We start from the raw sequence: 20,700 nt of genomic DNA on the forward strand, positions 1-20,700 counted from the left end.
CCGGGGCCGGCGTGCCTAACGGTGACGGCTGTCGAGCACCTGCACCGCATCGGCCAGCGCCAGACCGCGTGCGCGCAGCAGCACGGCCAGGTGATAGACCAGGTCCGCGGCTTCGCCCAGCAAGGCCGCATCGTCCTGGACGACACCCGCGAGCGCGGTTTCGACGCCCTCCTCGCCGACCTTCTGCGCAATCCGGCGCACGCCGGCCTCGAACAGGCGTGTGGTGTAGCTGCCCTCGGGCCGTTCGCGTTCGCGCTGCGCGATCAGCGCATCGAGATCGGCAAGGAAGTTCGCCGGCGCGTGTTCGAAACAGCTGACCCGCGCGAGATGGCAGGTGTCGCCGCGGGGCGTGACCTGAACGAGCAAGGTGTCGCCGTCGCAGTCCGCTTCCAGCGATACCAGCTCGAGGATGTGTCCGCTGGTTTCGCCCTTGGTCCACAGCCGCTGACGGCTGCGGCTGAAAAACGTCACGCGACGCTCGGCGATGGTTTTCGTCAGCGCTTCGGCATTCATGTAGCCGAGCATGAGCACGCGGCCATTGCCGGCGTCCTGAACGATCGCGGGCAAGAGGCCGCCCTGCTTGTTCCAGTCGAGGCGGGCGATGTCGTCGAGGGTCATGGGAACGTCCCGGGAGAATCAGTGCGGATGTGGAAGCCTTCGCGGCGCAGATAGTCCTTGAGCACGGGAATCGGCAAGGCGCCACTGTGGAAAACGCTGGCGGCGAGCGCAGCATCCACATCGGCCTCGGCGAAGACCGCCGCGAAATCCTCTTTCGCGCCCGCCCCGCCCGACGCCACCAGGGGCACCGCGCACACGGCCCGCACCGCTCGCAGCTGCGCGATGTCATAGCCTCGCCGTTCGCCATCCGAGCCCATGCAATTGAGCACGATCTCGCCGGCACCGCGCGACACCGCCTCGACGATCCAGTCGAGCGTTTCCTTGGCCAGCGCGCGCGTCTTTTCCGGATCGCCGGTGTACTGACGCACGCGCCAGACGCCATCGGCATCGGCGAGGCTGTCGACCCCCACGACCACGCATTGCACGCCGAAGGCCGTGGCCAGCTCGCCGATTAGCGCGGGGTTCTCCAGCGCCGGCGAGTTGATCGAAATCTTGTCGGCGCCGGCCGCGAGGACCTCGCGCGCCTGCTCGACACTGCGAATGCCGCCCGCCACGCAGAACGGGATATCGATGAGCCGGGCCACGCGCTCGATCCAGCGCCGGTCGACCGAACGACCCTGCGGACTCGCGGTGATGTCGTAGAACACCAGTTCGTCGGCGCCTTCGTCGCGATAGCGCAAGGCGAGGTCCTCGATCGCACCCATGACCACATGGTCGCGAAAGCGCACGCCCTTGACGACCTCGCCATCGCGCACGTCCAGACACGGAATCAGCCGGCGACTCAACATGCCAGGGCCTCCGTCAGCGCAAATTTTCCTTCGAGCAGACCGCGGCCCAGGATCGCGGCACCCGCGCCGGCCGCTCTGGCCGCACGGATGTCGTCGAGACTGCGCACGCCACCCGATGCCTGTATCCGCAGGGCCGGCCAGGTCTGCGACAGCCAGCGATACAGCGACAGATTGAAGCCCGACAACATGCCGTCGCGCGCGATGTCGGTGCACAGCAAATGCACGAGCCCGGCATCGGCATAACGTTGCAGCAGGTCGGCCAGACGCCAGGGCGAGGCTTCCGTCCATCCCGCCGCCGACAACCGCCATTCGCCGTCGTCGTCCGCGCGCGTGTCCAAGGCCAGGGTGATGCGCTGCGCCCCGAAGCGCGCGATCCAGGCGAGCACGCGCTCGGGTTCGCGCACGGCAAGCGTGCCCACGACCACGCGCGCCGCACCGGCCTCGAGCAGCGCTTCGACATCGGCCTCGCTGCGCACGCCGCCTCCGGTCTGGACCTGCAGATCGGCGCCGATCTCTCTGAGCAGAGGCAGCAGCGTGTAGCCGCCGGCCCGGGCCGCGTCGAGGTCGACCAGATGCAGCCAGCGCGAACCCGCGGCCGCATAGTCCTGTGCCAGCGTCAGCGGCGATTCGCCGTAAACGGTCTCGCGGGCATAGTCGCCCTGGTTCAAGCGCACCACGCGTCCCTGACGGACGTCGATCGCAGGCAGAACAAGGAAGTCGTCGTTCATAGCGCGAGGAAATTCCGCAGCAGGCGCGCGCCGGCGCCGCTGGAGCGTTCGGGATGGAACTGCGCGCCCATGACCCGGTCCGCCGCGACGACGGCACTGAACGCCGCACCATGCGTGCAATCGGCCACGGTGGCGGCCGCCGTCGGCGCGGCATAGCTGTGCACGAAATAGACCCAGGCGGCATCCAGACCCTCGGTCAGCGGATGCGTGCGCGTGGTTTGCAGCTGGTTCCAGCCCATGTGCGGCACGCGCACCCCCGGCTGCGCGCGCAGATGCGCCACGCGGCCGGGCAGCAGGCCCAGGCATTCGGTGTCGCCTTCGTCGGAGGATTCGAACAGCAGCTGCATGCCCACGCAGATGCCGAGCAACGGTTGCGTCAGCGTCGGGATGAGCTTGTCCAGGCCGTTCTCGCGCAATCGCGACATCGCGGCAGCTGCGGCACCGACTCCGGGCAGGATCACATGCGTCGCAGCACGGATCGTCGCCGCCGTAGAACTCACCGGCGCGTCGACGCCCAAGCGCGCAAACGCGGCCTGCACCGAACCGAGGTTGGCACCGCCCGAATCGAGCAGGACCAGACGCGGCGTCACAACACGCCCTTGGTGCTCGGCAGATCACCACCCTCGCGCCGCACCGCCTGCCGCAGCGCGCGTGCGACGACCTTGAAACAGGCTTCGACCATGTGATGCGCGTTTTCGCCGCGCACTGCAAGATGCAGATTCAGGCCGGCGGTCTCGCACAAAGAGCGGAAGAAATGCGGCACGAGTTCGGTCGGCAGTTCGCCGACGTTGTCGCGCGGAAACCGGCCTTCGAACACGAAGTACGGACGACCGGAAAAATCCAGTACCGCACTCGCCACCGTCTCATCCATCGGCAGCGACAGGCCGAGCCGGCCCGCGCCCGGCGTCATCTGTTCGGCATCGGTGTCCGGTGCCGCGCCATAGCGACCGATGCCGCGTTTGTCGCCGAGCGCCTGGCGCAGAGCGGTGCCGATCGCGAGGCCGCAGTCCTCGACCGTGTGGTGTTCGTCGATGTGCAGATCGCCGGCGCAGCGCAACTGCAGGGCGAAACCGCCGTGCTTGCCGAGCTGTTCGAGCATGTGGTCAAAAAAACCCAGGCCGGTGGCGACAGTCGCGTCGGCCGCGCGGTCGAGGTCGATTTCAACTTCGATGCGCGTCTCTTTCGTCTGCCGTTCGCTGCGGCCGATACGCGGCGCGTCGGCCAGCGCATGGGCGATCCCGGCCCAGTCGTAGGCCCCGGGCCCGAAACGGAACCCGCGCACACCGAGATTCGTGGCGAACTGCATATCGGTCTCGCGGTCGCCGACCATCGCACTGCTCGCCAGATCGATGTTCCGATCGCGCAAATAGTGCATGACCATGCCGATGCCCGGCTTGCGGTTCGGGGAATTGTCGTTGGGAAGGTGCTCGTCGATGAGCACCTCGCGAAACACGATGCCCTGCGAGGCGAGAATCTGCAGCAGCAGCGCCTGCGGCCCCTCGAAGTCCGCGCGCGGGAAACTCGCTGTGCCCAATCCATCCTGATTGCTGACCATGACGAAGGCGAAACCGGCGTCGCGCAGTTTCAACAGCGCCGGCACGACGCCTTCGACCAGGCGGAACTTTTCGTAGCGATCGATCTGGAAATCCGCGGGCTCCTCGATCAGGACGCCGTCGCGATCGATGAAAAGAATCCGGTTCATGCCGCCCTCCCCGACTTCAACGTGGCGAGCGCCGCGATCAGGGCCTCGTTCTCGGCGGGACTGCCGATGCTGATGCGCAGCGCATCGGCGAGCACTGGGTTCGCGCGCATGTCGCGCACGACCACGCCGGCGGCGAGCAGGCGCTGGAAGGCCGCCTCGGCATCCTGAAATCGCAGCAGCAGATAGTTGCCGGCAGACGCATAGACGTGCGTGACGCCCGGCGCCGAGCGCAAGGCCGTTTCGACACGACCACGCTCGGCGATCGTGGTCTGCACGCGGCTGCGCGCGGCGGCCGCCGCTTCCGGTTCGAGTGCGGCCAAGGCCAGGGCGGCCGAGGGTGCCGGCACCGGGTACGGCGCCGCGAGATTGCGCAGCACGCCGATCAGGTCCGGCGCAGCGATGACACTGCCCACGCGCGCACCCGCCAAGGCGTAGGCCTTGGACAGCGTGCGCAGCACGACGAGATGGTCGAACTCCGCGAGCAGGCCGATCGCAGAATCGACCGGCGAGAATTCCGCATAGGCCTCGTCGATGACCAGCACGGCGCGTCCGCGCAGCGCGAGCGCCAATCGCCGGATGTCGGCGGTCGGTAGCGCCTGGCCGGTCGGGTTCGCCGGCGAGCACAGAAACACCAGCCGGATGGGCTGAGTGGCGACACGTTCGATGACCCGCTCGACGTCCAGCGACCAGCGATCGCCATCGTCGATCAGTGCGACCTCATGCAGCGGCGCATTCTGCACACGCGCGCAGACGGCATACATGCCGAAAGTCGGCGGCGCAATCAGCACGCCATCCTGGCCGGCGCGACAGAACGCGCGCACCAGCAGGTCGATGCCTTCGTCGCTGCCGCGGGTGATCAGCAGTTGCGGCGTGGCGACGCCATACAGGCGTGCGAGTCGTTCGCGCAGCAACACCGGTTGCGGCTCGGGATAGCGGTTCAGCGCCAGTCCCGGATCGGCCGGCGACACCCAGGGCGATTCGTTGGCATTGAGCCAGATGCTGCCGCTGACGGTCGTGCGACGCGCGGACGAGTAACCGGCGAAGTCGCGCAGGTCGTCACGCACGAGATCGAGCACCGGGCTCATACACGCTCTCCCAGCCGGATCAGCACCGCCTGCGCATGCGCTTCCAGGCCTTCAGCGCGCGCCAGGGTCACCGCGCAGGGTCCGATGGCTGCCAGACCGGCACGGCTGACTTCCTGCACGCTGATGCTGGTCTGGAAACTCGCCACGGACACGCCCGAATAGGCGCGTGCGGCGCCATTCGTCGGCAGCACGTGGTTGGTGCCCGAGCAATAGTCGCCGAGCGATTCCGGCGCATAGTCGCCGAGGAACACCGAACCGGCAGCCCGCACCTGCGACAAGCCTTCGCGCGGCCGGCGCAGGGACAGGATCAGGTGTTCGGGCGCATAGCGGTTGCTGATCGCGAACGCCGTTGCCAGCGTATCGACAACGATCAGGCGCGCATGGTCGAGCGCGCGTCGCGCGATGTCGGCACGCGGCAGCGCCGCGAGCTGCGATTCCAGGGCGTGCTGCACTGGCGCGATCAGCTCGGGCGCATCGGTGAGCAGCAGCACCTGCGAGTCCGGGCCGTGTTCGGCCTGCGACAGCAGATCGGCGGCGACATGTGCCGGCGGCGCTCCCGCATCGGCGATGACCAGCACTTCCGACGGTCCCGCCGGCATATCGATCGCCGGCCCGCCGGACACCGTCGACACCTGCCGCTTCGCTGCGGTGACGAACGCATTGCCCGGGCCGAATAGTTTGTCGCAGGCGGGAATCGACTCGGTACCGAACGCCATCGCTGCAATTGCCTGCGCGCCGCCGCATTTGTATACGCGCGAAATGCCGCACAGGCGCGCGGCAACCAACACGGAAGGATCGGCGCGGCCATCGGCGCGCGGCGGTGTGCACAGCACGACGTCCTCGCACGCGGCGAGCGTCGCCGGCACGCCCAGCATCAGAGCCGTCGAGGGCAGCGGCGCGGAGCCGGCCGGCACATACAGACCAACGCGCCCGATGCCGCGCAGCAGGCGCCCGCAGCGCACGCCCTCGGCCGTGTCGATCTCGAACTCGCTCGCCATGCCGGCGCGGTGCCAGGCCAGCAGGCGCTCGCGCGCTTCGGTCATCGCCTGTTTCAGCGGCGCGTCGACCTCGCGTTCGGCATCGGCGAATTCCGCGTCGGTGACGCGGAAGTCCGCGATCTCCACGCCATCGTAGCGACGCGTCAGCGCCCGCAACGCCACGTCGCCGTCGGCACGTACCTGCTCGATGATGCGCGCGACGGCGGCATCGAGTTCGGCGGACGTCGTCGACGCGGGCCGCTGCAACAATCGCGTCTGCGCGTCCGCCTCCAATTGCGACCAGATCACCGTCTTCATGCCAGCATTTGCTCCACGGGCAGGACGAGCAGGCCCGAGGCGCCGGCGCGTTTCATGTCTTCCAGCCGCTGCCAGGTCATCGCAGTGCGGCACAACGCCTGCAGCGCGACCTCCTCACTGCGGCCCTCGATCGGCATGACAGTCGGCGGTTCGGCATCGGGCAGCAGCTTCATGATTTCCGACAGCGCGCTGCGCTTGGCCTGGAACAACAACAACTTGCTGGCCTTGACGCTGAGCACGCCGTCGAGGCGGCGCAGCAACATGCTCGCGAGATCTGCGCGGACATCGGCGAAGGGTTTGGCCGGACCGGCCAGCACCGCTTCGCTCTCGAGGATCACCGCGACTTCCTTGAGCTGGTTCGCCTGCAGCGTGGCGCCCGAAGACACCAGGTCGCAGATCGATTCGGCCTTGCCCAGGCGCGGCGCGATCTCCACCGACCCCGACAGCACGACCGCCTCAGCCGCGATGCCCTGCTCGCGCAACCAGCGCGTGAGCAGGTTCGGATAGCTCGTCGCGATGCGCGTACCGTCGAGACGGGCGTTGCCCGACCACTCCCATTCGTTGGGCACCGCGACCGACAGGCGGCAGCGACCGAAGCCCAGGGAACGAACGATCTGGTAAGCCTCGTCCTGACCCGCGGCTTCGCGTTCGGCCGCCTGTTCGGCGAGCACGTTCTGTCCGACCACGCCCAGATCGCACACGCCTTCGGCGATAAGTCCGGGAATGTCGTCGTCGCGTACCAGCAACAGGTCGATCGGCAGCGACTCGCCGTAGCAGAACAGGCGATCGCGGCTCTCGCGGAAGCTCAATCCCGCCCGCGCGAGCAGGTCGCGAGCGGGATCGGACAGACGTCCGGATTTCTGGATGGCGATGCGCAAACGGTCGTGCGTCCGCATGACGCGGTGTCCTTGTACGAATGAATCAGTGGGAAGAGGAGTCGTCGAGAACGCGGTCGGCGGCGATGCGGTAGCCACCGGCCCCCAGGTCCAGACAGCGGGCGATGCGCCCGATCGTCGTCACGCTCACGCCGGTGCGGTCGTGGATCTCGCGGTACGGCACGTCCTCTAGCAACAGAGGAACGACGCGCCAGCGGTCGGCGATGGCCTCGAGTTCGGCCGGCGTGCACAGGTCTTCGAGGAAGGCCCGCAGTTCCGCCGGCGTGCGCAGCGACAGCAGCGCGTCCAGCAGGCGATCCAGTCCCTCGGGACCGCGTTCGCGGACCGCAGGGGACAGGGGGGCATGGCCGGTATCTTTGCGTTTCATTGTATTAATGTAACAGCGCGTTATTACATTATCAAGCTCGGAACCTCCCGTAGCCAAGCCACCCGGCCCCCGTTAAGGTGTGCGCAGGGGGGAATCGCGTGCTTTTCAGAGACTTGTTGCGGATCGCCGGCGTGATCGTCCTGGGGCTGCTGTGCTTCAGCGCCCCCGTGCGGGCGGACGATATCCCGCGGGCCGAGCTCGAGGCCGGGCTGACTCATCTGCCGCTGTCTCCCTACGTGGGCTATCGCACCGACCCCGACGGACGCGCCGACGCCACCACCTTGTTCCAGCTGGCCGCCCAGGGCGGATTCCAGCGACTGCCGAAAGGCGATGCGACCTTCGGCTTCCGCGACGAACAAGCGTTCTGGTTCCATTCGCGCCTGTTCAACGAGAGCAATACCGAACAGCGCTGGCTGCTCGTGCTGCAGTACCCGCTGCTCGACAACATCGACGTCTACCTGCGCTATCCCGACGGCCGAGTCGATCACCTCGCCTCGGGCGACATGCTGCCTTTCACCTCGCGCGCGATCCGTTTCCGGCAGCCCAATTTCTGGGTCGATCTGCCGCAGCGCACCGAAGTGGAATTGCTGGTGCGCGCCTCGAGCAAGAGTTCGATGCAGGCACCGCTCGCCCTGTACACGTTCAGCGCCTTCGCCGAGATGGAGCGCGATGCGCAGCTCGGCATCGGCCTTTACGACGGCATTCTGTTTGCCTTGTTCTTCTACAACCTCGTGCTGTGGATCTCGCTGCGCGACAGCAGCCACTTCTGGTACATGTGCCACATCTCGGGCTTCGGCCTGGTGCTGTTCTGCCTCAACGGCTTGGCGTTCGAATACCTGTGGCCGAACCAGCCCAAGCTGGCGAACCTCGCGATCCCGCTGTCGATGTGCTTTTCGCAGATGGCGATGCACCAGTTCGCTCGCGTGTTCCTCGAACTCAAGGAACGCTGGCCGCTCGGCGACTGGATCTCGCGTGGATTCATCTACTGCTACGCGATCGCCGCCGTCGCCTCGCTGTGGGTCGACTATCGCGTCGCCGTGCAGCCCCTGACGTACAGCGTCTTCCCGGGCGTGCTGATCGTGCTGTACCAGGCTTTCCACGCCATCCGCAACGGCTACCGCCCGGCGCGCCTGTTCCTGGTCGCCTGGGCGATGCTGCTGCTGGGCACAGCGATGTATGCGTCGGTGTCGGCCGGCCTGGTGAGCAAGGTGTTCGTCACCGAATACGGCATCCAGGTCGGCTCGGCGATGGAGATGATCCTGCTGTCGTTCGCCCTCGCCTACCGCTACGCGAACCTGCGCACCGAAAACGAACGCGTGGTACGCGAGGCCAATGAACAGCTCGAGCGCAATGTCTCGCGGCGCACCGCGGAGCTGAGCTCGGCGCTCGAACAACTGGCCGACGCCAATGCCCGCCTGCGCGAATCCAACCGCCGCGACGTCCTGACCGGCGTGTTCAACCGCCGGCATTTCCGCGAAGTCTTCGAACACCTGTTGCACCAGGCTGCCGAGACGCGACAGCCGATGGGCGTGCTGCTGATCGATCTGGATCATTTCAAGAAGGTCAACGACACCTTCGGCCATCTCGCCGGCGACGAATGCCTGCGCGTGCTGTCGCAACGACTGCAGACCGAAGTCGCGGCCGACAACGCCGTGGTGGCGCGCTTCGGCGGCGAAGAATTCGTCGTGGTGCTGCCGTCGGCGACGGCGGCGCGCGTGCAGGAAATCGCCGAACGCCTGCGCCGGCGCATCGGCTCCGAGCCCGTGCGCTACGGGGGCAAGGAAATCGTCATCACCGCCAGCATCGGCACCTTCAGCATCCCGCTGGGCTTCAGCTTCAACCCTGACGACGCCCTGCATCAGGCCGACGACGCGCTTTACGTGGCCAAGAACAATGGTCGCAATCGCGTGCACGCCGCCAACAAAAGCTGACCCGTCGATTGCGTAGGAGCCAGCTTGCTGGCGATCACATCCAATCGCCAGCAAGCTGGCTCCTACACCGACGGGCGGGAATCAGGTCGCCGCGCGGGCCGCGCTCAGCAGCTCACCCTGCTCGACCAGGGACACGGCTTTCGCCACATCGCCGTCCATCGCGCGGTCGGTGCCCATGAACGCGATGTCCTGGCGCAGGCGCACCAGAGCGGCGTTGACGGCTTTCGCGGGTTGGAACTCGGGCGCCGCCGCCAGCTCGACGCGCAAGGCTTCGACTTCGGCCAACAGCACCGTGCGATCGGCACTGCCCGGCAAAGGCGCGCCCTGCACTTTCGCTGCCAGCGCTTCGGCGTCGCCGACACGGGCAAGCTCGCGCGCGGCATTGATCATATCGCGACGATAGTCGAGCGCCTGAGCGGCGGTGTAGATCTCCAGCGCGAGCACGCGCGACAGATCGGACACCATGTCGAGCACGTGACGCGCCTCGTTGGCGCCCATCGAGACGTGGTCCTCGGCATTGGCGCTGGTCGGAATCGAATACACCGACGCGGGATGCGCGCGACTGCACAGATCGTTGACGATGGCGGCCGCGGTGTACTGCACGATCATGAAACCGCTTTCGGTGCCGTCCTCGTTGCCGATCAGGAACGGCGGCAGGCCGTCATTGGTCGCCGGATCGACGAGCTTGTTGAGGCGTCGCTCCGAGATCGAGGCGAGCACCGGGATCGCCGCCTTGAGATAGCTCATCGCCAGGGCCAGCGGCATGCCGTGGAAATGACCGGCGGAAACCACCTGGTCTTCGACGAAGCGCGCGCCCGTCATGTCGGGGAACAGCAACGGATTGTCGGTGACCGAATTGAGCTCGACATCCAGCACGCGCTGCGCCTGCGCGAGGGCATCGCGCACCGCGCCGTGCACCTGCGGCACACAACGCAACGAATAGCTGTCCTGCGGCTGATGCTTCTTGCCGCCGCGGAAAGGTTTGAATCGCTGATAGAAACGCTCGCGGCCATGGCGCTGCGACAGCGGCACCCAATCCCAACCGATATCGAAAGCCAGCGACTGCTGTTCCGGCGTCGTCCAGCTGCCCGGCAGCCAGGAACGGAAGCGCGGCACGAGGTGGTAGGCGATGTCCGCCAGCGTCGAGCCTTGCAGCAGCTCGCGCAGATGTGCGGCGGCCGCGACCTGGCCCGGATGCGGACGCAGGGCGTGCACCTGTTCGTCGAACGCGCGCACGCGGCCGGCGAAGGCATCGATGGTCATCGCGGCGGCGAGATCGGCGGTATCGCACAACTCCTCGAGCTTGTTCACCGCGAGCACGCCGGTGGCAAGCATCTGGGCGGTACCGTTGTTCAGTGCCAGGCCTTCCTTGTGCGACAAGGTGACCGGCTGCAGGCCGGCGCGCTTGAGCGCCTCGGCCCCCGGCATGCGCTCGCCCAGATAAAAGGCTTCGCCGCCGCCGAGCAGCACGATCGCCAAATGCGACAGCGGCGCAAGATCGCCGCTCGCACCGACCGAACCCTTCTGCGGTACCACCGGCACGATGCCGGCATTGAGCAGGTCGGCCTGCGCCTTGAGCGTGCTCACGCGGATGCCGGAATGCCCGCGCATCAGGGTGTTGATGCGGATCACCAGCATCGCGCGCACGACCTCGGGCGCAAACGGCTCGCCCACGCAGACCGCGTGGGTGATGATCAGGTTGCGCTGCAGTTCGTCGAGCAGGCTTTCTTCGTTCGCCGTCGCGCCCGGCAGACCGTCGCGCACGCGGCGCGAGCCGAGCAGCTTGTCGGCATTGCTGCCGAAGCCGGTGGAAACGCCGTAGATCGGCTCCTGCAGACGCACCTGTTCCGCGAGGAAGTCGGCGGCGCGCTGGACTTTCAGCAGCTGCGCGGCGTCGAGTTCGACGGACGCGCCGTACGCGACCGCAACGACCTGCTCGCGCGTGAGGGAACGACCATCGAGATGGATCGGCTTCATGTCAGCGTCCTTGCAGCGCACGCTGCTGTTCGAGTTCGACTTTCAGGGCCGCGACGAGCTCGCCGCGCGGCACCTCGAATTGTTCCTGCCGGCGCAGGTCCTTGACCGTAACCACGCCGCGTTCGGCCTCGGCCTCGCCATACAGCACCATGAAGCGGATGCCGGCACGATCGGCGTACTGGAATTGCTTGGCGATCTTTTTCGCCTCCAGCTGCACCTCGGTGTGGATGCCGCCCGCGCGCAGCAGACCGGCGATTTCGAGCGAATCGCCCAGGCGCGCTTCGTCCATGAGGCCGACCAGCACTTCGACCGAACTGTCGGCGGTACTCAGGATGCCCGCTTCGCGCAGCTGCCAAAACAGTCGGGTCGCACCGATCGAAATGCCGACACCGGGCAGTTTCGACTTGGTGTAGCTGCTCGCGAGATTCTCGTAGCGGCCGCCCGAGCAGATCGAGCCGATCTGCGGGTAGTCGTCGAGGATGGTTTCGTAGACGGTGCCGGTGTAGTAATCGAGGCCGCGTGCGATGGAGAAATTCAGCGCGTAGTTTTTTTCCGGAACGCCATAGGCCTTGAGCAGCTCAAGCACGTCGCGCAGTTCGGCGATGCCTTGGGCGAGCATCTCGCTGCCCTGCCCCAAGGCCGCCAGACGCGCCAGGGCATCGGCATGCGAAGTCGAACGGACCTGCACGAAGGCCAGGATCTTGTCGGCCACCGCGTCGGCCAGCGAAAAGCCGTCGCCGACCAGGGTCGCACGCACCGCCTCGGCACCGCGCTTGTCGATCTTGTCGACCTCGCGCAGCACCAGCATCTGCTGCTCGCCTTCGGCAATGCCCAGGCCTTCGAAGAAACCGCGCAGCAGCTTGCGGTTGTTCAGATGCACGGTGAACGGGCCGATGCCCAGTTCGGAGAACACGGCATGGATGACAGCCGGCATTTCCGCGTCGTAGCGCACGGACAGCGTGTCCTTGCCGATGACGTCGATATCGCACTGGTAGAACTCGCGAAAACGACCGCGCTGCGCACGTTCGCCGCGATAGACGCGCTGCATCTGGTAACGACGGAACGGGAACGCGAGATCGTGCTCGTGCTCGGCGACATAGCGCGCGAGCGGCACGGTGAGGTCGAAGCGCAGCGCGAGTTCGGGCGTGCCGCCCTGTTCCAGGGCACCGGTCGACTGCACGAAATACACCTGGCGCTCGGTTTCGCCGCCGGTCTTGGTCAGCAGTACGTCGGTGAGTTCGAACACGGGCGTCTCGACCGGCAGGAAGCCGAAGCGCTCGTAATTGCGGCGGATCACGTCGAGCATGCGCTGGAAGGCGATCTGGTCGCGGGGCAACAGCTCCATGACGCCGGGCGGGGTGCGGGGCTTGATCAAGTCCGAAACTCCTCGAATGCGGGACGAGCCTGCCGACCGCGCCACCGGCACGGACGCCGGGCAACGCAGGAGCGGGCAAAGACGGGCATTTTAGCCACCATCGCCTCATCGTGGCGGCGATGCCCAAACCCGCTTGCCTGAACCGGGTCCGATCCTTACAATACGCGGCTTCCCTCGGGGTGTAGCTCAGCCTGGTAGAGCGCTACGTTCGGGACGTAGAAGTCGCAGGTTCGAATCCTGTCTCCCCGACCAATAATTCGACAAAAAGCCGCCCTTGGGCGGCTTTTTTGTTGGCGCGACCCTCGCGTCCCCGACGCGCCGGACCTACAGGTCGGACAGGCGCGACTTGAGCATCTCCAAACCCAACGCGGCCGCGGCACCGGGCGAGACCCGCGCGGCCAGGCTGGCTTCGGGATCGGCACCGTGCTGCGGCAACGGCTGTTCAGCCGCCTGCTTGTAGGCCTCGCGGAAGGGCAGGCCCTGCCCCGCCAGCTCGATCGCACGATCGGTCGCGTACATGCCGTCGTCGATCGCCGCGCGCATCTTGTCGGCGCGCCATTCCATGCGGGCCAGCAAGGGCGGCACCAGGGCCAACGCCGCCAGGCCGTGGCCGAACGCGTGGATCAGCGAGCCTTTGCTGTACTGCAGATCGCGGTGATAGCCCGAGGGCAGCGACAACAGGTGTTCGATCTCGCTGCGCGCGGCGGCCACGGGCGCGTAGCTCGCACGCAGGAGCTCAACGACATCGGGATTGCGCTTGTTGGGCATCAATGAACTGCCGGTGGTGTATTCGGCAGGCAGTCCGACGAAACCGAATTCCCCGGTCGTGAACAGGGACAGGTCCCAGGCCAGACGACGCAGGTCGAGCATCGCCGCACCGAGGGCGTCGATCGCCGCGATCTCGAACTTGCCGCGCGAGAGCTGGGCGTAGATCGGATTGAGCTGCACGCGCGCGAAACCCAGCGCCTGCGTCGTGTGTTCGCGATCGAGCGGCAGGCTCACGCCATAACCGGCGGCCGTACCCAAGGGATTGGCGTCGATCCAGTCCAGCGCCTGGCGCGCGCGCAGGGCATTGTCGATGAAGGCTTCGGCGTAACCGGCCTGCCACATCGCGGTCGAGGACACCATCGCGCGCTGCAGATGCGTGTAGCCCGGCATCGGCAGGGCCGGATCGGAATCCGCGCGAGCCAGGCACACCGCCGCGATGTCGCGGCAGATCGCGTGCACCTGCTGCAAACGATTCTTCAGCCACAGCCGCGAGGCCACCAGCACCTGGTCGTTGCGGCTGCGACCGGTGTGGATCTTGCGGCCGGTGTCGCCCAGGCGCTCGGTCAGGCGCGCTTCGATCGCAGAATGTCCGTCTTCGTAGCGGTCGTCGAGCACGAATCGGCCGTCGGCAACATCCGCCGCCAGGACATCGAGTTCGCGCAGCAGGTCGGCGGTTTCCTGCGCGGAAAGCAGCCCGATGCGTCCCAGTCCTTCGGCATGCGCCTTGCTCGCCTCGATGTCGTAAGGCAGCAGTTCGCGATCGAGCAGCACGTCGCTGCCGGCCAGGAAGGCCATGATCTGGGCGTCCACGCGCACGCCGTCCTTCTGCCAGAGCAGGTCGCTCATGGTGATATCCCCGTCAGTTCCGGCAGCCCGAAGGCCAGGTTGAGATTCTGCAGCGCCTGCGTCGCCGCGCCCTTGAGCAGATTGTCCAGCGTCGCCACCACGACCAGGCGCTGGCCGTCCTCGGACAGCGTGAACCCGCCGATGTCGACGTGATGGCGTCCCGCGATGCGGCTCACCCAGGGCGCCTCCTCGAGTACGCGCACGAGCGGTTCGGATGCATAGAACTCGCGATACCAAGCCAGGACCGTCTCGCGCGTCGTCGTCTGCGACAGATGCAGGTTCACGGTCATCGTGATGCCGCGAAAATGCGCGGCGACATGCGGCATGAATTCGACCGGATGCCGCAACTGCCGGCTGACCTCGCGCTCATGCACATGTCCGGTCAGGGCATAGGGCATGAGGTTGTCGCGCAGTTTTTCCGGATCGTTCTTGTCCGACGTGGCCGTGCCCGCGCCCGAATAGCCGGACACGCCGAAACACTGGGCCGGCCCCGCGAGCTGCGCCAGCATCGGCGCGATCGCCAGCTGCATCGCCGTGGCATAGCAGCCGGGGTTGCTGATGCGTCGGTGACCGGGCGCCTGCGCGCGGGTCAGTTCGGGCAAGCCGTAGTACCAGTCGTCGTCGAACCGATAGTCGGCCGACAGGTCGAGCAGCACGGTGTTCGGTGCGGCGAGCGCCGTGGCCTCGGCGAATTCGGCGGCCTTGCCGTTTGGCAGGGCGAGCACGAGGGCATCGGCATCGGCGGCCGCAGCGTCCTGCGGTCCGAACGAGACATAGCTCATATCGCCCGAATACCCGTCCTCATGCTCGGCAAGGCGCTGGCCCACGCGTTCGCGCGAAGACACGAAGGCGAGCTCGAATTGCGGATGTGCGCCGATGAGCCGGATCAGCTCGCTGCCGACATACCCCCGCGCGCCGACAAGGCCGATGCGCAGGCTCATGCCGGCGTCGCCGGTTCGTCGAGCTTGTATTGCAGATGCTTGCGCACGGCCGGCCATTCCGAATCGAGGATCGAGAACACCACGGTGTCTCGGCGGGTGCCGTCGGGCATGATCATGTGATTGCGCAGCACGCCGTCCTGTTTGGCACCGAGACGGGCGATGGCGTTGCGCGAGCGATGATTGAACCAGCTCGTGCGGAACTCCACGGCGATCGCCCCCAGCGTCTCGAACGCATGCGCGAGCAGCAGCAGTTTGGCCTCGGTATTGAGCGCCGTGCGCTGCACGCTCGCCGCGTACCAGGTCCAGCCGATCTCGACGCGACGGTTGTCGGCGTCGATATTGCCGTAGCGGGTCGAGCCGACGACCGCACCCTGCGCGTCCTTGACCACGAAGGCCATCGCCTTGCCGAGCTCGCGCTGTGCAAGCGCGGTTTCGACATAGGTCTGCGCCTTGTCGGGCGACGGCACGGCGGTGTACCAGAGCTTCCAGAGGTCGCCGTCGGTCGCCGCCACGCCAAGCGTCTCGACATGCTCGAGCGCAAGCGGCTCAAGGCGGACATGCTGACCGGCCAAGGTCACCGGCTTCACCCAGGGGGAATTGCCTGCAGTCATCGTCAGCCCTTCAGCGTGGCCGGGCGCGCCCGGCAATGGTCGACAGCGAAGCGGATGTCGTCGAACGATTCCAGTCCGTACCAGAATACATTCCACTTCTCGCCTTTGTGGCAGCCATCGGCTTCATCGAAATAGAAATCGTTGATGGCATTGTCGGCGCGCGAGCGCCAGAACAGACGCTCGACCTCGTGGCGCATGACCTGCCAGGCGGCGCGACCGAGGCCTTCGCCCTGGGCATCCTCGCTGACCGCGAACTTGTCCAGGTGAGGAATACCCTCCTCCAGCGTGAGGATCAGCGCGGCGCGGTAGTGCTCGCTGTAGTAGATGCGATAGGGCTGGGTGGTCTCGAAATAGTCGAGCTTGAGCTTGCGCCCGAATCCGGACTCGACCAGGGTTTGCAGGCGATCGCGATCCACCTGCGACCAGTCCGTCGCGCACAGGATCTTCTCGCCACGACGCACGAGGGTGCCGGAGCCGCGGTGGGTAAACAATTCCTTCGCCAGCTCGTCGGGCTTGGTGATCGACACCGACGACGACGGCGGCAACGCCATCAGCAGATCGTGGATCTGTTCGATCTTCACGCGCATGCCCGAATGCAGCCAGTCCTGCTGCATCAGTTCCTCGTATTCGGTGCTGAGGTTGATCGAGTCGATGAGGCGGCCGTCGCCATCGAGCAGGCCGCCGGTACCGGTCAGGAACACGATCTTGTAGGGCTGCAGCTCCTTGACCAGGTCGTTCGCGGCCCAGTCGGCATTGATATTGAGGATCTGCCCGCTCGCGGTTTCGCCCATGGACGCGATGACCGGGATGGACCCGTTCTTGATCGCGGCGTGGATGGCTTCGGTATGCACGGCATTGACCTTCCCGACCAGTCCGTATTTCTTGCGATTGAGAAACACCGATTCGAACACGCCGCCGATGACCGAGGTCGCGCGCACGCCATCTTCAACGAGGGCGTCAACGAGACGACGGTTCTGCTGCTGGAATACGCGGCGCACGACCGCCAGGCCTTCGGGCGAAGTGACGCGCAGGCCGTCGGCGACCTGTTTCTCGATGCCGGCAGCCTGCATTTCCTCGTCGAGCTGCGGGCCGGCGCCGTGCACGACGATCGGCGTCAGACCGACCTGCTGCAGGAACCCAAGCGAGGACACCAGCGCGTCGAGCTCGTCGCGCAGGATCGCGCCGCCGACCTTGACCACGGCGAAGCGCGCGGCGTCCAGCTGCGAGAAGCGCTTGAGGTATTGCTGGATCTCCTTGGCACTGGCCATGTTGGAGAGCAGCCGGACGATGGTGGTGCGGGTGTCGTTCATGGCATCAGCCGAAAATGCGTTGATAGGTGGCCGCCACGGCGGCGAGCTGGTCGAGCGCGACCCACTCGTCGGCGGAATGCGCTTGCGCGATGTCGCCCGGGCCATAGACAAGCGCGGTCAGGCCAGCGGCAGAAAACAGCGAAGCCTCGGTCCAGAAGTCGACGGCGTTGCCAATCGGCAGGCCAAGCGAATCGGCGAGGTCGCGGGCCTCGAGGCGACGGTTTTCCGCGTTCGCCACATCGCCCGAGGGCAAGGGCGGACCCCGGAAGGTTTCCTCGTACTCGGCCAGCGCGGCCAGGTCGGCGAAGCCGCGAAAATTCGCGTGCAGGGTTTCGAAATCCTGCGATGGCAGCGGCCGGAAGCCGAAGCGAACCTCGGCCGAGGGCGCGATCATGTTCGCCTTGATGCCGCCTTCGACGCGACCGATATTGAAACGCAGACCGGTCAGTCCGCCGAAACGCTGATGCGACAGCGCGCCGACATGATCGAGCGCCATGCCACCCCAACGCATCGCCTGATGCAGGGCGCTCAGCTCCATCGCATTCGCGTTCGATGCGTGACCGGCCTGGCCCTTGAACGCCATGCGCACGGAAACGATGCCGCGATGGGCGAGCACCGCTTCGGCCATCGTCGGCTCGGCCACGATAACCTCACGAAAGCCATGATCGGTCTTGAGGAACCCAGGAATGCAGCGCGCGTCGTTGGCCTCTTCGTCCGTACTGAACAGGAAGGCCGCCGGACCCGTCGTCGCTTCCGCCGCGGCGAGCAGGCAGGCCGCGGCCCCTTTGATGTCGCAGGCGCCCAGGCCGATCGCACGATCGCCCGTCACCCGCAATTTCAGCGGATCCGCCGTCCACGCCGGCGAACTCGGCACGGTGTCCAGATGCACGTTGAACAGCCTCGGTGAGTCCCCCCGCACGGCCAGCAGGGACACGGCGCCGGCGCCGTAGTCGACCACGTCGATGCGGAAGCCCGGCAGGCTGGCGCGCAGATAGTCGAAAATACCGCCGGTGCCGATCGCGCGCGGCGGATTGCGGGTGTCGAATCCGACGAGGGCTTCGAGGTGCTTGAGGACAGGGTTCAACATGACATTCCTTACCGGTTGACCTCGGCCCACAAGGTGCTGCTCATGCCGTACAGGCGGATGAAACCTTCCGCCTCCGCCACGCCCCAGTCTGCCGATTGCGCATAGGTCGCGCCCTTGGCATTGAGAATATGCGGCGACGACACAGCGACGGCCTGGACGCTGCCGCCCTGCGATTCCAGCGTGACTTCGCCATTGACCTTGCGCTGGCTGGAGGCCAGGAAGGCTTCCAGATCTGACTTCAACGGATCGTGGTAGAAGCCTTCATAGACCAGCTCGACCCACTGCTTGGCGACGGCGGGCTTGAAGCGGTTCTGTGCCTTGGTCAGCACGGTTTCCTCGAGCGCGCGATGCGCCGCGAGCAGCGAGACCAGACCCGGCGCCTCGAAAATGATGCGGCCCTTGAGACCGATCGTCGTATCGCCGGTATACATGCCGCGGCCTACGCCGTAGCGGGCGAACAGCTGATTGAGTCTGGCCAGCATGAGATGACCGGGCAGGCGCTCGCCATCGAGCGATACCGCTTCGCCGTTCTCGAAACCGATCTTCACCTGCAAGGCTTGCGTCGGCCACTCGGCACGCGGCGCGCACCAGCCGCGTGCCCCCTCGCCCGGCGCCTGCCAACGATCGATCTCGCCGCCGGACATGGTCAGGCCGAGCAGGTTCTCGTTGATCGTGTAGGCCTTCTGCTTGGCGCGCACGCCGAAACCGCGTTCTTCGAGGTATTGCTGCTCGTAGGCGCGCGTCTGCGTGTGTTCCTTCTGGATTTCGCGGATCGGCGCGACGATCGTGTAGTCGCCGAGCGCCTTGACGGCGAGATCGAAGCGCACCTGGTCGTTGCCCATGCCGGTGCAGCCGTGCGCGATGAGCTTCGTTCCCAGTTCCCGGCAGCGTGCGATCGCCGCTTCGACGATGAGATAGCGATCCGACACCAGCAAGGGATACTGCCCCTGGTAGCCCTCGCCCGCCCAGACGAAGGGCTTGACGAAACCGGCCCAGATCGCCGGCCCGCCGTCGACGGTCACGTGCGAGGCGACGCCCAGCTCTGCGGCCCGCTGCTCGATGAAAGCGCGCTCCTCGGCATCGACGCCGCCGGTGTCGGCGAACACCGTATGCACGGCATACCCGCGTTCCTGCAGGTAAGGCACGCAGAAGCTGGTGTCGAGGCCGCCGGAGAAGGCGAGGACGATGTCTTTCTTGTCGGTCATTTCAACATTTCCTGAAGAGTCCCCTCGCCCGCCTGCGGGAGAGGGTTAGGGTGAGGGCATGCAGCACTACTGATTGGCCAATGCCGCCATGATCGCCTTCTGCACATGCAGGCGGTTCTCCGCTTCCTCGATGGCGATACAGGCCGGCGAATCCATGACGGCGTCGGTCGCCTTGATATTCCTTCGCAGCGGCAGGCAATGGCTGAAGACGCCGCTGTTGGTGAGAGCCATCTTGGCTTCGTCGACGATGAAGTGTTTGTACTGGTCGCGGATCGGCTTTTCCTGCTCCCAGTTGCCGAAATACGGCAGCGCGCCCCAGCTCTTGGCGTAGACGACGTCGGCGCCGGCGTAGGCGCTCGCAATATCGTGGCTGACCTGCAGCGAGCCGCCGCTTTCGGCGACGTTCTGTTCCGCCCAGCCCATGTAGCGTTCGTCGAGGATGTAGTCGGGCGTCGGGCACAGCAGGGTCACGTCCATGCCCATCCGCGTGGCGATGGTCAGCGCCGAATTCGCCACGGCGGTGTTCAGGGCCTTCGGATGATAGGTCCACGTGAGCACGTATTTCTTGCCGCGCAGATCGCTCGTGCCAAATTTTTCCTGCAAGGCGAGGATGTGCGCGAGCTCCTGGCAAGGATGGGTGATGGTCTCGAGATTGATGACCGGCACCGTCGAATATTTCGCGAAACCACGCAGCACCTGGTCCTCGCGATCAAACGACCAGTCCTGGAATTTCGGAAACGCGCGCACGGCGATCAGGTCCACGTAGCGCGACAGCACCCGGGCGACCTCGGCGATATGTTCCTCGGTCTCGCCATCCATGACCGAACCGAGCTTGAACTCGATCGGCCAGGCATCCTTGCCCGGCTGCAGCACGACCGCATGGCCACCGAGCTGGAACGCGCCGAGCTCGAAACTCGTGCGCGTCCGCAGCGACGGATTGAAGAACACCAGGGCGATGCTCTTGCCCTTGAGCTGATCGCCGGCCTTGCTGCGCTTGAACGCCGCGGCCTGCGCCAGCAGCGCGTCGAGCTCGGAGCGGGACCAGTCCTGGGTGTTGAGGAAGTGCTTCATTGGGAATTCCTGAGGATAGAAAGCAAAAAAGCCCAGCGCGAGGCTGGGCTTTTCCGGTGTACGCGTGATGACGTCCGGTTACCCAGCTGGCGTGTGGGG

The 20,700-nt window shown here is 66.3% G+C and carries 19 protein-coding genes and 1 tRNA gene; 2 read left to right on the forward strand and 18 right to left on the reverse strand.

The annotated features are described in order from the left end of the window. Window positions 1-15: 15 nt before the first annotated feature. From hisIE to G467_RS0100580, 9 genes are read right to left on the reverse strand one after another with little or no spacing between them, the layout of a single operon-like run. A complete protein-coding gene (gene hisIE / locus G467_RS0100540; RefSeq protein WP_022967782.1) occupies window positions 16-618 on the reverse strand; it encodes a bifunctional phosphoribosyl-AMP cyclohydrolase/phosphoribosyl-ATP diphosphatase HisIE in 603 nt (200 codons plus the stop codon). Next, window positions 615-1,406, reverse strand: a complete 792-nt coding sequence (gene hisF / locus G467_RS0100545; protein ID WP_022967783.1) for an imidazole glycerol phosphate synthase subunit HisF — start codon at window positions 1,404-1,406, stop codon at window positions 615-617. Before hisF ends, hisIE begins: the two co-directional genes overlap by 4 nt. Beyond that, on the reverse strand, window positions 1,400-2,134 hold the full coding sequence (locus G467_RS0100550) for a 1-(5-phosphoribosyl)-5-[(5-phosphoribosylamino)methylideneamino]imidazole-4-carboxamide isomerase (RefSeq protein ID WP_022967784.1): 735 nt from the start codon (window positions 2,132-2,134) through the stop codon (window positions 1,400-1,402). The genes hisF and G467_RS0100550 overlap by 7 nt, the downstream gene beginning before the upstream one ends. Further along, window positions 2,131-2,724 (reverse strand): imidazole glycerol phosphate synthase subunit HisH, encoded by a 594-nt coding sequence (gene hisH / locus G467_RS0100555; protein ID WP_022967785.1) that lies wholly within the window; start codon window positions 2,722-2,724, stop codon window positions 2,131-2,133. The genes G467_RS0100550 and hisH overlap by 4 nt, the downstream gene beginning before the upstream one ends. Continuing rightward, entirely contained in the window at window positions 2,721-3,836 is a 1,116-nt protein-coding gene (hisB, locus tag G467_RS0100560) for a bifunctional histidinol-phosphatase/imidazoleglycerol-phosphate dehydratase HisB (protein WP_022967786.1), read from the reverse strand. The genes hisH and hisB overlap by 4 nt, the downstream gene beginning before the upstream one ends. Further along, window positions 3,833-4,921, reverse strand: a complete 1,089-nt coding sequence (hisC, locus tag G467_RS0100565; protein WP_022967787.1) for a histidinol-phosphate transaminase — start codon at window positions 4,919-4,921, stop codon at window positions 3,833-3,835. Before hisC ends, hisB begins: the two co-directional genes overlap by 4 nt. Next, a complete protein-coding gene (gene hisD / locus G467_RS0100570; protein WP_022967788.1) occupies window positions 4,918-6,216 on the reverse strand; it encodes a histidinol dehydrogenase in 1,299 nt (432 codons plus the stop codon). Before hisD ends, hisC begins: the two co-directional genes overlap by 4 nt. Then, on the reverse strand, window positions 6,213-7,112 hold the full coding sequence (gene hisG, locus G467_RS0100575) for an ATP phosphoribosyltransferase (RefSeq protein ID WP_022967789.1): 900 nt from the start codon (window positions 7,110-7,112) through the stop codon (window positions 6,213-6,215). The genes hisD and hisG overlap by 4 nt, the downstream gene beginning before the upstream one ends. Window positions 7,113-7,137: 25 nt before the next feature. After that, on the reverse strand, window positions 7,138-7,479 hold the full coding sequence (locus G467_RS0100580; RefSeq protein ID WP_022967790.1) for a YerC/YecD family TrpR-related protein: 342 nt from the start codon (window positions 7,477-7,479) through the stop codon (window positions 7,138-7,140). 131 nt (window positions 7,480-7,610) lie between these two features. On the opposite strand from G467_RS0100580, the gene G467_RS0100585 reads away from it, so the two are divergent. Beyond that, window positions 7,611-9,410, forward strand: coding sequence for a sensor domain-containing diguanylate cyclase (locus G467_RS0100585; protein WP_162140736.1), 1,800 nt, complete (start codon window positions 7,611-7,613; stop codon window positions 9,408-9,410). A gap of 81 nt (window positions 9,411-9,491) precedes the next feature. Here the strand turns inward: G467_RS0100585 and G467_RS0100590 are convergent, their stop codons facing one another. Next, the gene (locus G467_RS0100590; protein WP_022967792.1) at window positions 9,492-11,387 is read right to left on the reverse strand and encodes an HAL/PAL/TAL family ammonia-lyase; all 1,896 of its coding nucleotides are present in this window, start codon (window positions 11,385-11,387) and stop codon (window positions 9,492-9,494) included. 1 nt (window position 11,388) lies between these two features. Next, a complete protein-coding gene (gene hisS / locus G467_RS0100595; RefSeq protein WP_022967793.1) occupies window positions 11,389-12,762 on the reverse strand; it encodes a histidine--tRNA ligase in 1,374 nt (457 codons plus the stop codon). A gap of 175 nt (window positions 12,763-12,937) precedes the next feature. Here hisS and G467_RS0100600 point away from each other — a divergent pair. Then, window positions 12,938-13,014: transfer RNA gene (locus tag G467_RS0100600), tRNA-Pro, on the forward strand. Between the two features lie 72 nt (window positions 13,015-13,086). Here the strand turns inward: G467_RS0100600 and argH are convergent. From argH to G467_RS0100635, 7 genes are all read right to left on the reverse strand, one after another. After that, entirely contained in the window at window positions 13,087-14,376 is a 1,290-nt protein-coding gene (gene argH, locus G467_RS0100605) for an argininosuccinate lyase (protein ID WP_022967794.1), read from the reverse strand. Next, on the reverse strand, window positions 14,373-15,317 hold the full coding sequence (argC, locus tag G467_RS0100610; protein WP_022967795.1) for an N-acetyl-gamma-glutamyl-phosphate reductase: 945 nt from the start codon (window positions 15,315-15,317) through the stop codon (window positions 14,373-14,375). The genes argH and argC overlap by 4 nt, the downstream gene beginning before the upstream one ends. Then, window positions 15,314-15,928 carry a GNAT family N-acetyltransferase gene (locus G467_RS0100615; RefSeq protein WP_026802219.1) on the reverse strand — a complete coding sequence of 205 codons (615 nt, stop codon included), beginning with the start codon at window positions 15,926-15,928 and terminating at the stop codon, window positions 15,314-15,316. The genes argC and G467_RS0100615 overlap by 4 nt, the downstream gene beginning before the upstream one ends. Window positions 15,929-15,930: 2 nt before the next feature. Further along, window positions 15,931-17,238, reverse strand: a complete 1,308-nt coding sequence (locus G467_RS0100620) for an acetylglutamate kinase (protein WP_022967797.1) — start codon at window positions 17,236-17,238, stop codon at window positions 15,931-15,933. A 4-nt stretch (window positions 17,239-17,242) separates the two neighbouring features. Then, window positions 17,243-18,325 (reverse strand): acetylornithine deacetylase, encoded by a 1,083-nt coding sequence (locus tag G467_RS0100625; protein ID WP_022967798.1) that lies wholly within the window; start codon window positions 18,323-18,325, stop codon window positions 17,243-17,245. A gap of 8 nt (window positions 18,326-18,333) precedes the next feature. Further along, complete coding sequence (locus G467_RS0100630; protein WP_022967799.1) at window positions 18,334-19,530, reverse strand: argininosuccinate synthase; 1,197 nt, start codon at window positions 19,528-19,530, stop codon at window positions 18,334-18,336. Between the two features lie 66 nt (window positions 19,531-19,596). Beyond that, window positions 19,597-20,601 (reverse strand): N-acetylornithine carbamoyltransferase, encoded by a 1,005-nt coding sequence (locus tag G467_RS0100635; protein ID WP_022967800.1) that lies wholly within the window; start codon window positions 20,599-20,601, stop codon window positions 19,597-19,599. Window positions 20,602-20,700 lie beyond the last annotated feature (99 nt).

This window comes from Arenimonas oryziterrae DSM 21050 = YC6267 (genome assembly GCF_000420545.1).
In the GTDB taxonomy this organism is placed as follows: domain Bacteria; phylum Pseudomonadota; class Gammaproteobacteria; order Xanthomonadales; family Xanthomonadaceae; genus Arenimonas; species Arenimonas oryziterrae.

What these genes read in the sequence shown, in the direction of transcription:
- hisIE (WP_022967782.1), bottom strand. Translation starts at nt 618, where the DNA reads ATGACCCTCGACGACATCGCCCGCCTCGACTGGAACAAGCAGGGCGGC.
- hisF (WP_022967783.1), bottom strand. Translation starts at nt 1,406, where the DNA reads ATGTTGAGTCGCCGGCTGATTCCGTGTCTGGACGTGCGCGATGGCGAG.
- G467_RS0100550 (WP_022967784.1), bottom strand. Translation starts at nt 2,134, where the DNA reads ATGAACGACGACTTCCTTGTTCTGCCTGCGATCGACGTCCGTCAGGGA.
- hisB (WP_022967786.1), bottom strand. Translation starts at nt 3,836, where the DNA reads ATGAACCGGATTCTTTTCATCGATCGCGACGGCGTCCTGATCGAGGAG.
- hisC (WP_022967787.1), bottom strand. Translation starts at nt 4,921, where the DNA reads ATGAGCCCGGTGCTCGATCTCGTGCGTGACGACCTGCGCGACTTCGCC.
- hisD (WP_022967788.1), bottom strand. Translation starts at nt 6,216, where the DNA reads ATGAAGACGGTGATCTGGTCGCAATTGGAGGCGGACGCGCAGACGCGA.
- hisG (WP_022967789.1), bottom strand. Translation starts at nt 7,112, where the DNA reads ATGCGGACGCACGACCGTTTGCGCATCGCCATCCAGAAATCCGGACGT.
- G467_RS0100580 (WP_022967790.1), bottom strand. Translation starts at nt 7,479, where the DNA reads ATGAAACGCAAAGATACCGGCCATGCCCCCCTGTCCCCTGCGGTCCGC.
- G467_RS0100590 (WP_022967792.1), bottom strand. Translation starts at nt 11,387, where the DNA reads ATGAAGCCGATCCATCTCGATGGTCGTTCCCTCACGCGCGAGCAGGTC.
- argH (WP_022967794.1), bottom strand. Translation starts at nt 14,376, where the DNA reads ATGAGCGACCTGCTCTGGCAGAAGGACGGCGTGCGCGTGGACGCCCAG.
- argC (WP_022967795.1), bottom strand. Translation starts at nt 15,317, where the DNA reads ATGAGCCTGCGCATCGGCCTTGTCGGCGCGCGGGGGTATGTCGGCAGC.
- G467_RS0100615 (WP_026802219.1), bottom strand. Translation starts at nt 15,928, where the DNA reads ATGACTGCAGGCAATTCCCCCTGGGTGAAGCCGGTGACCTTGGCCGGT.
- G467_RS0100620 (WP_022967797.1), bottom strand. Translation starts at nt 17,238, where the DNA reads ATGAACGACACCCGCACCACCATCGTCCGGCTGCTCTCCAACATGGCC.
- G467_RS0100625 (WP_022967798.1), bottom strand. Translation starts at nt 18,325, where the DNA reads ATGTTGAACCCTGTCCTCAAGCACCTCGAAGCCCTCGTCGGATTCGAC.
- G467_RS0100630 (WP_022967799.1), bottom strand. Translation starts at nt 19,530, where the DNA reads ATGACCGACAAGAAAGACATCGTCCTCGCCTTCTCCGGCGGCCTCGAC.
- G467_RS0100635 (WP_022967800.1), bottom strand. Translation starts at nt 20,601, where the DNA reads ATGAAGCACTTCCTCAACACCCAGGACTGGTCCCGCTCCGAGCTCGAC.